This window comes from Pseudomonas sp. G7(2022) (assembly GCF_052660475.1).
In genome coordinates this window covers 748,782-762,358 of record NZ_CP109659.1, presented here as the reverse complement: position 1 = coordinate 762,358, position 13,577 = coordinate 748,782, and the positions used below count along the sequence as shown (strand labels likewise).

Here is a 13,577-nt window from a genome sequence, read left to right as displayed (position 1 = left end):
ACGTTGTTGAATCCATAATCGACACCGATCTTTCAGGTCGATGTATAACGCCAGACACCTCGGTCAGTCCCCTCTCCCTCCGGGAGAGGGTTAGGGTGAGGGCAAGCTTTTGCTCTTCTAGCGCTCGATGATCGCCGTCACACCCTGTCCGCCAGCCGCACAAATCGAAATCAACCCCCGCCCCTGCCCTGCCGCATCCAGCAACTTCGCCAGGTTCGCCACAATCCTCCCGCCCGTCGCGGCAAACGGATGCCCCGCCGCCAGCGAGCTGCCCTTGACGTTCAAGCGGCTGCGGTCAATCGACCCCAACGGCGCATCCAGCCCCAGTCGGGTCTTGCAGTACTCCGGATCCTCCCAGGCCTTCAACGTGCACAACACCTGCGCGGCAAATGCTTCGTGGATTTCGTAGTAGTCGAAGTCCTGCAAGGTCAGCCCATTGCGCGCCAGCAAACGCGGCACCGCATACACCGGCGCCATCAACAGCCCTTCGGCGCCGTTGACGAAATCCACCGCCGCCGCTTCGCCGTCACGCAAGTAAGCGAGAATCGGCAGGCCACGTTCTTTCGCCCACGCCTCACTGCCCAGCAACACCACCGATGCGCCATCGGTCAGTGGCGTGGAGTTGCCGGCGGTCAGCGTGCCCTTGGCGCTTTTCTCGAAGGCCGGCTTCAGGGTCGCGAGTTTTTCCAGGGTCAGGTCCGGGCGCAGGTTGTTGTCGCGGGTCAGGCCGAGGAATGGGGTCATCAGGTCGTTGTGCCAGCCTTCGCTGTAGGACGCGGCGAGTTTGTGGTGGCTTTCGAGTGCCAGTTGATCCTGTTCTTCGCGAGGAATATTCCAGGTCTGCGCCATCAGCTCGCAGTGCTGGCCCATCGACAGGCCGGTGCGCGGTTCGCCGTTGCGCGGGAATTCGGGGATCAGGTGTTTCGGACGCAATTGCAGGAAAGTCTTGAGCTTGTCGCCAGTGGTTTTCGCGCGGTTGGCTTGCAGAAGAATCTTGCGCAGGCCCTCGCTGACGCTGATCGGCGCGTCCGACGTGGTGTCGACGCCGCCGGCAATGCCGCAATCGATCTGGCCGAGGGCGATCTTGTTCGCCACCAGCAACGCCGCCTCCAGGCCGGTGCCGCACGCCTGCTGTATGTCATAGGCCGGCGTGGCCGGCGACAGGCGCGAGCCGAGCACGCATTCGCGGGTCAGGTTCATATCCCGTGACAATTTCAGCACCGCCCCCGCGACCACTTCGCCCATGCGCTGGCCGTGCAGATTGTAGCGTTCGATCAGACCTTCGAGGGCGGCGGTGAGCATCACCTGATTGCTCGCGGTGGCGTATGGGCCGTTGGAACGGGCGAACGGAATACGGTTGCCACCTATGATCGCGACGCGGCGCAGCTGACTCATGAAAAACTCCTTGTGAAATATCCAGTCTGAAAATCGGGCACTGAAAACCCTGCCGGGCCCCAAAAACACCGGGGGCAAACTACTCTGCTGTTCTAGCGTAGGCCTTATTGCGTGGATCGAACGATTGATTGCCCTTCGCAGTCCACACTTTGAACCCCATCTTCTGGAGAGCGTTCCATGTCTGACCGCTATATCGACTTCGCCAACTCGTCCATCGGCCATCGTCTGGTCGGGGCCCTGGGCCTGCCGTCGCCGGTGCGGCTGGAACGCTGGCAGGCCGGGCGCCTGCGGCCGGTGGACGGTGCGCTGCTGATCGGCGGCGGGCCGCTGGCCGAACGGGTCAGCGCATTCGCCAATCGCCTGACTGACTCGATTTACCGTTACGGCGACCAGCCGGCAACTGCCACCCAATGGATTCCCGGCCATGGCCCGAAACTCAAGGCCGTGGTGTTCGATGCCAGCGATTTGCAGCACACCGACCAGCTAAAGCAGCTGCGCGAGTTCTTCCAGCCGCTGATGAAGAACCTCGACAGCAGCGCGCATCTGGTAATCCTCGGCCGCGCCCCGGAAACCCTGCGCGAACCGTTTGCCGCCAGTGCCCAGCGAGCGCTCGAAGGTTTCTCTCGCTCGCTGGCCAAGGAGTTGCGCAGCGGCGGCACGCTGCAACTGATCTACGTCGGCGAAGGTGCCGAGGATCAGCTCGAAGGGCCGCTGCGGTTTTTCCTTTCGCCGAAAAGTGCGTTCGTCTCCGGGCAGGTGATCAGGCTGACAGCCTGCGCTACCCAGGTCACCGACTGGACGCGCCCATTGGCCGGGCGCAAGGCGCTGGTCACTGGCGCGGCGCGGGGCATCGGTGCCTCCATCGCCGAAACCCTTGCGCGGGACGGCGCCGAGGTGATTCTGCTCGACGTGCCGCCCGCGAAAACCGATCTGGAAGCCCTGGCCGCCCGACTCGGCGGGCGCGCCATCACCCTCGATATCTGCGCCGAAGACGCCGCCGCGCAGCTGATCGAACAGTTGCCGGACGGCCTCGACATTCTGGTGCACAACGCCGGCATCACCCGCGACAAGACCCTGGCCAACTTGACGCCCGAGTTCTGGGACGCGGTGCTGGCGGTCAATCTCAACGCCCCGCAAGTACTGACCAAGGCCCTGCTCGACAGCGGCACCCTGCGCGACAACGCACGCATGATTTTGCTGGCCTCGATCAGCGGCATCGCCGGCAATCGCGGGCAGACCAATTATGCGGCGAGCAAGGCCGGATTGATCGGCCTCGCCCAAGCCTGGGCGCCGACGCTGCTGGAGCGCGGCATCAGCATCAACGCCGTGGCGCCGGGATTCATCGAGACCCAGATGACAGCGCACATTCCGTTCGGCCTGCGTGAAGCCGGCCGGCGCATGAGTTCGCTGGGCCAGGGCGGCCTGCCGCAAGACGTCGCCGAAGCCGTGGCCTGGCTGGCACAACCGGGCACCGGCGCGTTCACCGGGCAGGCGCTGCGGGTCTGTGGACAAAGTGTTCTGGGGGCTTAGGCATGAGCATCGAATGGCATACGTTGCACCAGGAACCGAGCCTGCCAGGACTGTATGTCCGGGCGGCGACCCGGCGCAAAATCACCGGCACCACCTTGCCCGACAGCGGCTTGCGCTGCGCCGTCGAGGTAAATGGCAAACGTCTGGCGGCCTACCGCAAGGTCTGCGGTTTTGCCGATGACGGCCTGCTGCCGCCAACTTATCCACACGTCCTGGCGTTTGCGTTGCAGATGCAATTGCTCACGGCCAAAGACTTTCCATTCCCGCTGCTGGGGCTGATTCATCTGAGCAACCGCATTCGCGTACTGCGGCCGATGGGCGGGATCGGTCGGGCGCAGGTCAGCGTTCGGGTCCACAACCTGCAACCGCATCCGAAAGGCGCGACGTTCGAGCTGCTGACCACCCTCGACGATCAGCTTGGCCCACTCTGGGAGGCCGAAAGCCAGATGCTCTGCCGAGGCGTGAGGCTGGAGGGCGAAGCGCTCGAACAGACGTGGGAACCCACACTGCCACTGATGCAGGTGGCGCAGTGGAAAGCCCCGGCGGACATTGGCCGGCAGTACGCCAAAGTCTCCGGCGACTACAACCCGATCCACCTGAGTGCCGCCAGTGCCAGGCTGTTCGGCTTCCCCACCGCCATCGCCCACGGCTTGTGGAACAAGGCCCGTACGCTGGCTGCACTGGCTGATCATCTGCCACGGGCCAACCTGGAAATTGCTGTGTACTTTCGCAAGCCGGTGCGCCTGCCGAGCGAAGTATCGCTGTTCGCCAGCGCTGCGGGATCCAGCGGTGAATTACGTCTGATCGGTGCCGGGGATCTGGAACATATGGTCGGCCACTGGCAACCGATTGCCTGAGTCGACGCACCGCGCCAGTCGCTACCCCGCTCCTGGCGGGGTGCGATCCGCCCCGCGAAACATGATTAATTGTGTGTATATAACTTAAGTTTTTTTCCCCGCCATCCACTTCCTTGCCAAACACCCGGCCTTGATTCTCAAGGCTTTTTTTGCGCGCTTATATCCTCGGCATTAGTCGCTAAGCTGCAGATTCACCCCTCTATATAAAGGCATTAATACCAACTCGAGAATGGCATGAATCCAACCTTGCGATTGATATGAGCACAACGGGCGAAGGCATTGCCGACAACAGAATCGGTGAGCCATCGAAGACAACGAACGTTGTGACAGGTGCAAGGAATTACCCTCATGAAAACTCAAATGTGGTGCAAATCGGCAACAGCGCTGGCATTGATTCTCTCTCTTGGACTGACGGGCTGCAGCAGCGGCGGTGGCGGTCATCACAGCAGTTCCGGCAGCTCTTCACCGGACAGCTCCACCGCAGGCACTGGCGGAACAGGCGGAACATCAGGCACCGGGACCGGCACTGCCGGCACTGATAACGGAACGGGAACAGGTACCGGAACTGGAACTGGAACTGGAACTGGAGCTGGAACTGGAACTGGAACCGGAACCGGGGCGGGCAATGGCGGCACTGCGGGCACCGGCGGGACCGGCGGGACCGGCACAACGAATCCGACCAATCCCACGGACCCGACCAACCCGACGAATCCAACCGATCCGACCAATCCCACCAACCCGAGTACTCCTTCACCCCTGGTCACCTCGACCCTGGTGCAAGACGTTGGCAACACCGTCGCAGGCGTCGGCAGCGGCGTCGGCCAGGTCGGTGACTCGCTCAGTGGCGTACCTGTGGTCGGCGGGGTTGTGCAAAGCGCTGCCAAAACCGCCGGCAACGTCGTGACCACACTGGGTGACGGCGTAGCCAACGGAATCGGCAAACTGGGTACGACCGATAATGGCCTGGGCGTGACAGCGTCGGCCGTCGGCGGCGTGGTGCAGGATGTCGGCAACGGTGTGTCCGACCTGAGCGGCCAACTGGCGAATGCCACAGGCAGCGTTCCGGTAGTCGGCGGCGTGGTCACCAAGGTCGCGCCGCTGCTCGGTGGTGTCGGTGAAAAAGTCACCATGATCGGCGACACCCTCAGCACAGCGACCACCACCGGCCCCCTCGGTTCGCTGACCAAAAACGTCGGCAACAACCTGGTGCCGGTGATCGCCATGGTCGAAAGCACCACCGACAGAATCGGCAGCACCACGGGCCTGGGTGTGCCGTTGAACGGGATCGTTCAGAAAGTCGGCAGCACCGTCAACGGCGTGGGCAACAATGTCACCGCGGCCGGCAATGGCAATGCCTTGACCAACACCGTCGGCGGTGCACTGAGCAACGTCGGCACCACGGTTGGCAAGGTCGGCGGTGTAGTCGACAACGGCACCGGATCGGGAACCGGCGCCGGTAGCGGCCTGGGCAACAATGGCCTGCTGCAGACTGTCGGCGGCGCGGTGGCCAATGTCGGCACCGGGCTGACGGCCGGCAACGGCACACTCAGCGCACCCGGCGGCGTACTCGCATCGACTGGCAACACCGTGGCGTCGCTCAACACCGTGCTCGGCGGTTCGGGCACACCGATCACCGCACCCACCACACCACTGGCAACCCTGGGCAACAACGTCGGCAGCGGGATCGCTCCCGTCACTACCGCCGTCACCGGTCTGACCCAGAACGTCGGCAGTACCACCGGGCTCGGCGCTCCGGTCGCCAGCGTCACCAGTCAGGTGGGCGGCGCGGTCGGCAATCTGGGCAGCACCCTTGCGAGCACCAACAGTAACCCGGTCGTGACCGCTGTCGGCAACACCGTAACCACCGTGGGCAACACCGTCACCGCCGTCGGCGGACTGGTCAACGGCGGCACAGCGACCGGCGGCACTGGCACAGGCGTGGGCGCAGGCCTGGGCGGTGTTCTCGGTGGCCTGACCGGCGCCCTGGGCGGCAACAAACCCTGAATTGCACCTGGCCGATTCGACGGCCTAACCTACAGCGCCTACGCTTGGTTGAGGGCGGAAGATTCCCACGAGTCTTCCGCTTTTTTCTCAGGAAAACCCTGCCTGGTGCTGCGGTTTGAACATGGAGTGTCCTATGCGCGTAATGGCATCCCTGCTGTTCCTCAGTCTCAGTTCCTCTGCCCTCGCCGACACCCTGCCCAGCTTTCTCAACAGCAATGAAACCATTCGCAATTTGCCGGTGCCGAATCTGCCGGCCGATGCTTACCGGCCGAACGCTGCGCCGCTGCAAGTCCCGGAGCCCGGTGCCGCAGCGACCGAACCGCTGAAGATGGGCACGAAGATCAAACTGAAAACCGTGCAGATCGAAGGGGGCACGCTCTACCCGCTCAACGAACTGGCGGAAGTCTTCAAACCCCTGATCGGTCACGAACCCAGCCTTGCCGATCTGATCGAAGCCACCCGCACCATCACCCGGCGCTACCAGAACGACGGCTACCTGTTGTCCTATGCCTTCTTGCCGCAACAGACTTTCGAGGGCGGAGTGGCGCGGGTGGTGCTGGTAGAAGGCTACGTGCGGGACGTTGAGGTTCAGGGCGATATCGGCCGGGTCAAAGGCCTGATCGATAGACTGGCAGCGAAAATCCAGGCTGAACGCCCGCTGACCCGCAAGACCTTCGAACGCTATACCACGCTGATGACCCGCATCCCTGGCGTCACGCTCCAGGCCCAGGTGCCGCCACCCGGCACCACCGACGGCGCGACCACGCTGCTCGCCCAGGCCAGCCGCAAACCGTTCACCAGCACCCTGAGTACCACCGAAGACAACCGCAACGGCACTCAGGCCTTGTTGGGCGTAAGCAGCAACTCCCAGACGTCGATGGGCGAACAATTGACCCTCAGCGGATTGTTTCCGCCCGGGAAGGACCACGAGCATTACTACCGTCTGGACTACAGCCAGTTCCTCGATGACGAAGGCACGCAACTGAGCCTGTCGGCTTCACGCTATCGCGCCGACCCCGGCACCAACGTGCTGCTGAACAACGGCCTGGAACTCAAGCCCCACCGTGAGAACGACCGTTACTCGATCGGTTTCAGCCTGCCGCTGATTGCCGCCTCGAATGAACTGCTGACGGCCGGAGCCCGTCTGTACGCGGTCAATGACAAGACCCGCTACAACGTCATCGGCTACCCGCTGAGTGTTGAAGAACGCACCGATGTCCGCGCCCTCGCCTTCGAAAGCGACTGGCGCAAGGCCGACGCCCGGCAACTGCGGATTCTCAGCGGTGGTGTGTATCAGGGGCTGGACAGCATGGGGGCGCACACCAACAACAGCGCCATCGATCTCAACTTCCTGCGCCTGCGGCTTTCCGGGGTGCAGAGCGACAAGTTCTTCGACAACTGGCAAGGCGTGCTTTCGGGTGCACTGTACTGGACCGACGACACCCTGCCCGACAGCGAGCGCGCGGTGTTCGGCGGGCAGAATTTCGGCCGCGGCTACCCGGACGATCAGGCATCCGGCGACAAGGGCTGGGGCGTGGCCTACGAGATCAACTACAGTTTCAACCGCGACGGCAACTGGGTGCGCATCCTGCAGCCCTATGTCGTGCTCGACCGCTCCCGCAGCTGGTTCAATCAATTGCCGGTGCAGGCCAACAGCTTGTCCTCGGCGGCCGTGGGTCTGAGGTTCGGCGATGCCAAGTACTACAACATCGCCCTGGAAGCGGCCAAACCGATGTCGGATGAAGCGCTGGACACGTTCAATCGCCGGCCGCGCTACAGCGTCAGTTTCAGTTATCAGCTGTAGTCGGCCGGCTTCGCATTCACCCAGGGCTTGGGAAACAGGTTGTCGAGGGTTTCCAGCAACCGCACGTGATAGATCGGCTTGCGAAACAGGTCCAGCACCTGCAACCGCAGCATGTCGCTGACATCCTCCATGTCCGCATGCCCCGAGGTCACGATCACCGGCAAGTGCTGGCGCGAAGTGTGTTCGCGCAGCCGCTTGATCAGCGACATGCCGCTCTCCTCCGGCATGCGCAGGTCGGTGATCACCAGGGCGATATCGGGATGACGGGTCAGGTGATGCAGGGCGAGTTTCACCGACGTCGCGGTATGACAGACGAAGCCCTCGCCCTCCAGCAACTCCGCCAACTCCAGCAACGCATCCTCTTCATCGTCAACCAGAAGCAACTGTTGGCGGGGCAGCGAGGAAGCAGTCATGGGTCAATCCCTGAAAAACTGAAGGTGGAATCGAGTGTAGTGCGAGATTCGCCACCCATCGAGTCAGGGTAACTGCGTCGGCGCAGTCTGTGCCGTGCCACCCAAGGCCACGAGGATGTTGTTGAAGATCGCCAGCACCTTGGCGCCTACCGACGTCACGAACACCACCACCACAATGGCGACCATTGCCACCACAATTGCATACTCGATGGCCGACGCGGCTTCGGTGCTTGCCAGGAACGAGCGGGCACGCAACATCAGGTATTCGAAGAACATGGACATTCTCCTTCATGCCCGGGTCTTCCGGGCACCGGAAAGCCAATGATCAGGGCAATGCCTGCGCGCTTTCTCTCAGCGCCAGACAGGCATCGACAGAGGGAAGGGAAATTCGGTCAAGGTATGCCGGGTTTGGTCGGGGCCGTGCCACCCAGCGAGGTCAGTATCGCGCTGAAAATGTTGAAGACCTTGGTGCCCATTGGCGTCACGAACACCACGACCACCACCGCTACCATCGCCACCACGATCGCGTACTCGATAGCCGAAGCCCCTTCGTCACTTTTGAAAAACAGTCGTGCCCTGGCCAGCAGATAATCGAGAATCATACGTCCACTCCTTTGCGCTCCTGGCGCCGATGTCGCTACAGCGGCAAAGCTTCCACCGTGCCATCTGAGCATTGTCAACAAAGCCCCCGTCAACAACTGTAAGAACGGATTAATCACAAAGGATTAATTGCATCGTCGCTTCCCTCATTTCGACTGCTAATTGGCCAACCCCCATACTTTCGTAGGTTATTTGCCCGCCAGTAATGGCGTTTTGGCTTGTTTCAGCTAGCGTGGAAATAGCGAAATAGTTGGATGTTCATAGCTGCCTGATTGCGATGTTCCCTTGGTAGGAAGTGCGGGCTGGTAGTGCAGCAGGAAAGGGAGAGCCGTCATGAACAGTCGTGTCACCATGGGCCTTGCCGCCGTGCTTCTGCTGGGGGCCATCATTGTCGGCTACTGGGGCCTGGTGCTCAGCCGGCAACCGGCGCCAGTTGCCGAGGCACCTGCGCCAGCGGTGGTCACCGTCGAAAAAACCGTCGCCGCCGCTGAAGACCAGACCCGCCAACCCGTCGTGGTGCTGGTGCGCGATGTCCCTCCATTCACGCCCCTCACTGCTGCCGACCTGGCCGTTGAAAAACTGCGCAGTGCACCTGCCGGCAGCCTCGGCACAATCGAACAGGCCGTGGGTCGCACACCGTGGCGCCATCTGAGTGCCGGAACCTGGCTCAACGATGAAAGCTTCGAGGCCGGCGGAACGCTGGCGCGCATGATCCACAAAGATGAACGCGCACTGGCAGTGTCGGTCGATGAAGTCATTGGCGCGGCCGGACAATTGATTCCCGGTGATTACGTCGATGTGCTGTTGTTCCTGCGCCAGGACGCCAGCAACCCGCAGCAGTCGGCGCAGATTGTGGTGCCGGCCATGCGCGTGCTGGGTGTCGGCGAGCAATACGGCCTGACCAATGATGGGCAACCGTCTGCTCCCGCGTTGAGTGCCGACGACAAGCTCAAACAGGATCAGCGCCGGCTCACGGCGCGCACGGTGGTGCTGGCAGTACCGGAACAACTGCTGAGCCGGATGATGCTCGCCACCCAGGTCGGCACCTTGCGCCTGGCTGTGCGCAGCAGTGAAGAACAGCGCCTGGCCAAGTATTGGGCCGGCGAAAATCAGGCTCCGGACAAACTGGTCGCCGCCAACAGCCAACTCTTCCAGTTCACCCAGCTTGCGCTGGGCGCTGCGCCGAAAGTCCCGTCCGGCGGCGAGCACAGCGGCGCAGCGCGGCCTGCGGTGGAAGTGATTCGCGGCAATCAGATCACCCAACAGAATCCATGACTGAGCAAGGATCCAAGTGCATGCAGAGTCGTTCCTGGCCGACCTTCAATCCCCTGCTCCGGGCCTTGCTGCTGATGGGACTGTCGATCAATGCCGCGCAGGCGGCGACCGGCAATTGCTCGGCCCTCGGCCGCTTGCCACCGGTGATCGAAGTCAACGAAGGCTGGCAAAAGGATCTGCAATCGCCGGTGGCAATCACGCGCCTGGCCATCGGCGATCCGAAAATCGCCGACGTGCACGCCACCGGCAACGCGTCGTTCCTGGTCACCGGTATGGCCCCCGGCGCCACCAGCCTGATGGTCTGGACCGGCTGCTCCAGCGAGCCGCGTCAGAGCATGGTGTTTGTCCAGGGCGCCGCCACCGGGGCGCTGACCGGCACGGGCTCACCGCCTGCGGAGGATGCGCTGCTGCCTTCGCAAGTGCAGACCGATATCCGCTTCGTCGAAGTCAGCCGCACCAAACTCAAGCAGGCCTCGGCCAAACTGATCGGCACCCGCGGTAATTTCCTGTTCGGCTCCCCCGGGACACTGCCGCCCATCGATGGCGTGCCGCAGCCGCGACTGCCGGTGGATAACTCGCTGTTCAACTTCTCCTGGATCGGCGGCAATACCATGGCGATCATCAACGCCCTGGAGGGCAGCGGCTTCGCCTACACCCTGGCGCGGCCAAGTCTGGTGGCGCTGAACGGGCAGAGCGCGAGCTTCCTCGCCGGTGGCCAGATCCCGATCCCGGTACCCAGTTCCGGCAGCGACAGCGTATCCATCGAATACAAGGAGTTCGGCATCCGCCTGACCCTGACGCCGACCATCATCAGCCACGACCGCATCGCCCTGAAAGTCGCGCCGGAAGTCAGCGAACTGGACTTCAGCAATTCCGTGCAGATCGCCGGAACCACGGTACCGGCCCTGACCATCCGCCGCACCGACACCAGCATCTCCCTCGCCGATGGCGAGAGCTTCGTCATCAGCGGACTGATCAGCACCAGCAACAGCTCCCAGGTCGACAAGTTTCCGGGGCTCGGCGATATCCCGGTGCTCGGGGCGTTTTTCAAGAGTTCACAGATCAAACGCGAAGAGCGTGAACTGTTGATGATCGTCACCCCGCATCTGGTGCGTCCACTGTCGGCGGAAGCGCAACTGCCTTCGCTGCCGGGAGAAAAACTGCGCAACTACGACCCGAACTTCTATCGCATGTTCTTCATGGAAAACGGCAACTTCGACAAGCGCAGCGGGTTGTCCCAATGAGCCAGAGCATGAGCCAGACCTTTCTCGCCATCACCCGCAACAGCACCGATCTGGAATGGCTGCAAAGCGCTCTCGCGCCCCTGGGGCAAGTAGTCAGCGCCGGTACGGGCAGCCTCGATGAATTGCTCGCGCTGGTGGATGTCACCTTCGCCAGCCTGGTGTTCGTCGGCCTCGACCGTGAACACGTGGTGGCCCAGAGCGCGCTGATCGAAGGTGCGCTGGAGGCCAAGCCGATGCTGGCGATCGTCGCCCTCGGCGACGGCATGGACAATCAGTTGGTGCTCAACGCCATGCGCGCCGGGGCACGGGATTTTGTCGCCTACGGTTCGCGCTCCAGCGAAGTCGCGGGGCTGGTACGCCGCTTGAGCAAACGCATGCCGCCGGTGACCCACACCACGCAGTCGGGCGGGCTGACGGTTCTGTACGGTGTGCAGAGCAGTTCCGACGGCGCGTTGCTGTCCAACCATATGGCGCTGGTGGTGCAAAAGAGCGGGCAACAGACGCTGCTGCTGGACCTCGGCCTGCCCCGTGGCGACAGCCTGGCGCTGTTGGGTCTGGAAAGTTCGTTCCACTTCGGCGATGCCCTGCGCCACTTGCGCAGGCTCGACGCGACGCTGATCGACAGCGCCTTCACCAGCGCCGAAGCGGGTCTGCGGATTCTGGCCTATGCCGACACTGACGAGCCACTGGAGAGCACCAGCGCCGCCGAGCTGTACATGTTGCTCAGTGCCTTGCGCCAGCACTTCCAGCACATTGTCGTGAACCTCACCGGCCAGCCTGACAGCGAAGCCTTGCGCACCTTTGTCAGCCATTGCGACAAGCTGATCTGGTACACCGACCAGAATGTGCTCGATTGCCGGCGCAACCTGGCGGTGTTCAATCTGTGGCGGGAAAAAGGCATGAAACTCGATCACGGACGGCTGTTGGTCGACCGCTATCTGAGCAACGTCGCGCCGGATGCGGACACCCTCGGCAAGACCTTCAATCTGGAAGTGATCGCGGTGCTGGCCCTGAGCCCGGAGCTGCGCATGAACGCCAAGAACCAGGGTGTGAGCCTGTTTGAACTGGCCCCCCGGGAGAAACTCACCCAGAGCCTGCGGGCGCTTGGCGAGCGTCTGGCCAAACGCTCCGAAGGCCTGACCAAACCCAGAATCACCTGGTTCGACCGGTTGCGAGGCAGCTCATGAGTCCGGAAAAACTCTTCGGTGCCCCTGCTCGCGGTCAGTCGGGCAACACCGACCACGAAGGTCTGAAACTGGTCCTGCATCGCTACATCATCGATGCCATCGAGGAGTCCGGGAAAAACCTGCTGGAAGGTTCTCGGCAGTTGCTGGCGCAGTTCGTCACCGACAAGGTCGCTGAGTACATCGCCCGTCTGCACCTGGCGATTTCCCGTTACGAGATGGAGCGCCTGGCGGAAGAGATCGTCGATGAACTGACCGGTTTCGGCCCGCTGGAGGTGTTGCTGCGCGACAGTGCCGTGACCGAGATCCTGGTCAACGGCCCGCATCGGGTATTCGTCGAACGCGACGGCGTACTGCACCAGAGCGACTTGCGCTTCATCGACGCGCACCACGTCGAACGGGTCATGCAACGCATTCTGGCGCCGCTCGGGCGACGGCTGGACGAGTCGTCGCCGATGGTCGACGCACGCCTGCCCGACGGTAGCCGGGTCAACGCGATCATCCCGCCGATCGCCCTCGACGGGCCGTGTCTGTCGATTCGGAAATTCCGCAAGGACATGCTCAAGAGCAGCGACCTGATCGCCATGCAGACCATCGACCTGGCGATCTTCGATTGCCTGCAGGACGCGGTAGGCAAGCGCTGCAACATTTTGATCAGCGGCGGTACCGGTACCGGCAAGACCACGCTGTTGAACATTCTCAGTCAGTTGATCAACCCCCACGAGCGCCTGGTGACCATCGAGGACGTCGCCGAATTGCAGCTCGGTCATCCGCACGTGGTGCGTCTGGAAACCCGGCCGCCGAACGCCGAAGGTCATGGCGAGGTCAAGGCCAGCGACCTGATCCGCAACGCCCTGCGGATGCGCCCGGACCGGATCATTCTCGGCGAAATCCGCGGCGTCGAAGTGCTCGACGTGCTCACGGCAATGAACACCGGTCACGACGGTTCGATGAGCACGGTCCACGCCAATAACGCCCAGGATGCGTTGCTGCGGCTGGAAACTTTGGTCGGCCTGACCGGGCGCACCGTGGCCGAACGCACCCTGCGGCAGATGATCTGCGCGGCGCTCGACGTGATCATTCAGCTGACCCGCATGCCCGACGGCCGGCGCTGTGTCAGTGAAGTGGTGGAAGTGGTCGGCGTGCGCGAAGACGTCTACGTCACCAACACTTTGTTCCGCCTCGATCGACGCACCGGGTTCGGCTTCCTGCGCGAAGCGGTCAATCCGGCCGGCGACAAGTTGCGGCACGAGTCGAGTCTGGGCTGAGCG

At 62.7% G+C, this 13,577-nt stretch carries 12 protein-coding genes; 8 read left to right on the top strand and 4 right to left on the bottom strand.

Going from position 1 to position 13,577, the window contains the following annotated elements:
- Positions 1–117 precede the first annotated feature (117 nt).
- Positions 118–1,395 carry an acetyl-CoA C-acetyltransferase gene (locus tag NE357_RS03310; RefSeq protein ID WP_169428711.1) on the bottom strand — a complete coding sequence of 426 codons (1,278 nt, stop codon included), beginning with the start codon at positions 1,393–1,395 and terminating at the stop codon, positions 118–120.
- Between the two features lie 177 nt (positions 1,396–1,572).
- On the opposite strand from NE357_RS03310, the gene NE357_RS03305 reads away from it, so the two are divergent.
- The 4 genes from NE357_RS03305 (at position 1,573) to NE357_RS03290 (ending at position 7,590) form a co-directional block, all read left to right on the top strand.
- Positions 1,573–2,925: a 3-oxoacyl-ACP reductase gene (locus NE357_RS03305; RefSeq protein ID WP_169428710.1), complete on the top strand. Its 1,353-nt coding sequence runs from the start codon at positions 1,573–1,575 to the stop codon at positions 2,923–2,925.
- A gap of 2 nt (positions 2,926–2,927) precedes the next feature.
- Positions 2,928–3,782: a MaoC family dehydratase gene (locus NE357_RS03300; RefSeq protein ID WP_169428709.1), complete on the top strand. Its 855-nt coding sequence runs from the start codon at positions 2,928–2,930 to the stop codon at positions 3,780–3,782.
- Positions 3,783–4,130: 348 nt separating this feature from the next.
- Entirely contained in the window at positions 4,131–5,786 is a 1,656-nt protein-coding gene (locus NE357_RS03295; RefSeq protein WP_169428708.1) for a collagen-like triple helix repeat-containing protein, read from the top strand.
- Between the two features lie 133 nt (positions 5,787–5,919).
- The gene (locus NE357_RS03290; protein WP_169428707.1) at positions 5,920–7,590 is read left to right on the top strand and encodes a ShlB/FhaC/HecB family hemolysin secretion/activation protein; all 1,671 of its coding nucleotides are present in this window, start codon (positions 5,920–5,922) and stop codon (positions 7,588–7,590) included.
- On the opposite strand, the gene NE357_RS03285 is transcribed toward NE357_RS03290, so the two are convergent.
- From NE357_RS03285 to NE357_RS03275, 3 genes are all read right to left on the bottom strand, one after another.
- Complete coding sequence (locus NE357_RS03285; protein WP_169428706.1) at positions 7,581–8,003, bottom strand: response regulator; 423 nt, start codon at positions 8,001–8,003, stop codon at positions 7,581–7,583. The two genes, NE357_RS03290 and NE357_RS03285, sit on opposite strands and share 10 nt — an antisense overlap.
- Positions 8,004–8,066: 63 nt before the next feature.
- The gene (locus NE357_RS03280) at positions 8,067–8,279 is read right to left on the bottom strand and encodes a Flp family type IVb pilin (RefSeq protein WP_169428705.1); all 213 of its coding nucleotides are present in this window, start codon (positions 8,277–8,279) and stop codon (positions 8,067–8,069) included.
- Positions 8,280–8,395: 116 nt separating this feature from the next.
- Positions 8,396–8,605 (bottom strand): Flp family type IVb pilin, encoded by a 210-nt coding sequence (locus tag NE357_RS03275; protein WP_169428704.1) that lies wholly within the window; start codon positions 8,603–8,605, stop codon positions 8,396–8,398.
- Positions 8,606–8,936: 331 nt separating this feature from the next.
- On the opposite strand from NE357_RS03275, the gene cpaB reads away from it, so the two are divergent.
- From cpaB to NE357_RS03255, 4 genes are read left to right on the top strand one after another with little or no spacing between them, the layout of a single operon-like run.
- Positions 8,937–9,878: a Flp pilus assembly protein CpaB gene (cpaB, locus tag NE357_RS03270; RefSeq protein ID WP_169428703.1), complete on the top strand. Its 942-nt coding sequence runs from the start codon at positions 8,937–8,939 to the stop codon at positions 9,876–9,878.
- Positions 9,879–9,898: 20 nt separating this feature from the next.
- Positions 9,899–11,122: a type II and III secretion system protein family protein gene (locus NE357_RS03265; protein ID WP_169428702.1), complete on the top strand. Its 1,224-nt coding sequence runs from the start codon at positions 9,899–9,901 to the stop codon at positions 11,120–11,122.
- Positions 11,119–12,309, top strand: a complete 1,191-nt coding sequence (locus NE357_RS03260) for a pilus assembly protein (protein WP_169428701.1) — start codon at positions 11,119–11,121, stop codon at positions 12,307–12,309. Before NE357_RS03265 ends, NE357_RS03260 begins: the two co-directional genes overlap by 4 nt.
- The gene (locus NE357_RS03255) at positions 12,306–13,574 is read left to right on the top strand and encodes a CpaF family protein (RefSeq protein WP_169428700.1); all 1,269 of its coding nucleotides are present in this window, start codon (positions 12,306–12,308) and stop codon (positions 13,572–13,574) included. Before NE357_RS03260 ends, NE357_RS03255 begins: the two co-directional genes overlap by 4 nt.
- Positions 13,575–13,577: the final 3 nt, after the last annotated feature.

What these genes read in the sequence shown, in the direction of transcription:
- NE357_RS03310 (WP_169428711.1), bottom strand. Translation starts at nt 1,395, where the DNA reads ATGAGTCAGCTGCGCCGCGTCGCGATCATAGGTGGCAACCGTATTCCG.
- NE357_RS03305 (WP_169428710.1), top strand. Translation starts at nt 1,573, where the DNA reads ATGTCTGACCGCTATATCGACTTCGCCAACTCGTCCATCGGCCATCGT.
- NE357_RS03300 (WP_169428709.1), top strand. Translation starts at nt 2,928, where the DNA reads ATGAGCATCGAATGGCATACGTTGCACCAGGAACCGAGCCTGCCAGGA.
- NE357_RS03295 (WP_169428708.1), top strand. Translation starts at nt 4,131, where the DNA reads ATGAAAACTCAAATGTGGTGCAAATCGGCAACAGCGCTGGCATTGATT.
- NE357_RS03290 (WP_169428707.1), top strand. Translation starts at nt 5,920, where the DNA reads ATGCGCGTAATGGCATCCCTGCTGTTCCTCAGTCTCAGTTCCTCTGCC.
- NE357_RS03285 (WP_169428706.1), bottom strand. Translation starts at nt 8,003, where the DNA reads ATGACTGCTTCCTCGCTGCCCCGCCAACAGTTGCTTCTGGTTGACGAT.
- NE357_RS03280 (WP_169428705.1), bottom strand. Translation starts at nt 8,279, where the DNA reads ATGTTCTTCGAATACCTGATGTTGCGTGCCCGCTCGTTCCTGGCAAGC.
- NE357_RS03275 (WP_169428704.1), bottom strand. Translation starts at nt 8,605, where the DNA reads ATGATTCTCGATTATCTGCTGGCCAGGGCACGACTGTTTTTCAAAAGT.
- cpaB (WP_169428703.1), top strand. Translation starts at nt 8,937, where the DNA reads ATGAACAGTCGTGTCACCATGGGCCTTGCCGCCGTGCTTCTGCTGGGG.
- NE357_RS03265 (WP_169428702.1), top strand. Translation starts at nt 9,899, where the DNA reads ATGCAGAGTCGTTCCTGGCCGACCTTCAATCCCCTGCTCCGGGCCTTG.
- NE357_RS03260 (WP_169428701.1), top strand. Translation starts at nt 11,119, where the DNA reads ATGAGCCAGAGCATGAGCCAGACCTTTCTCGCCATCACCCGCAACAGC.
- NE357_RS03255 (WP_169428700.1), top strand. Translation starts at nt 12,306, where the DNA reads ATGAGTCCGGAAAAACTCTTCGGTGCCCCTGCTCGCGGTCAGTCGGGC.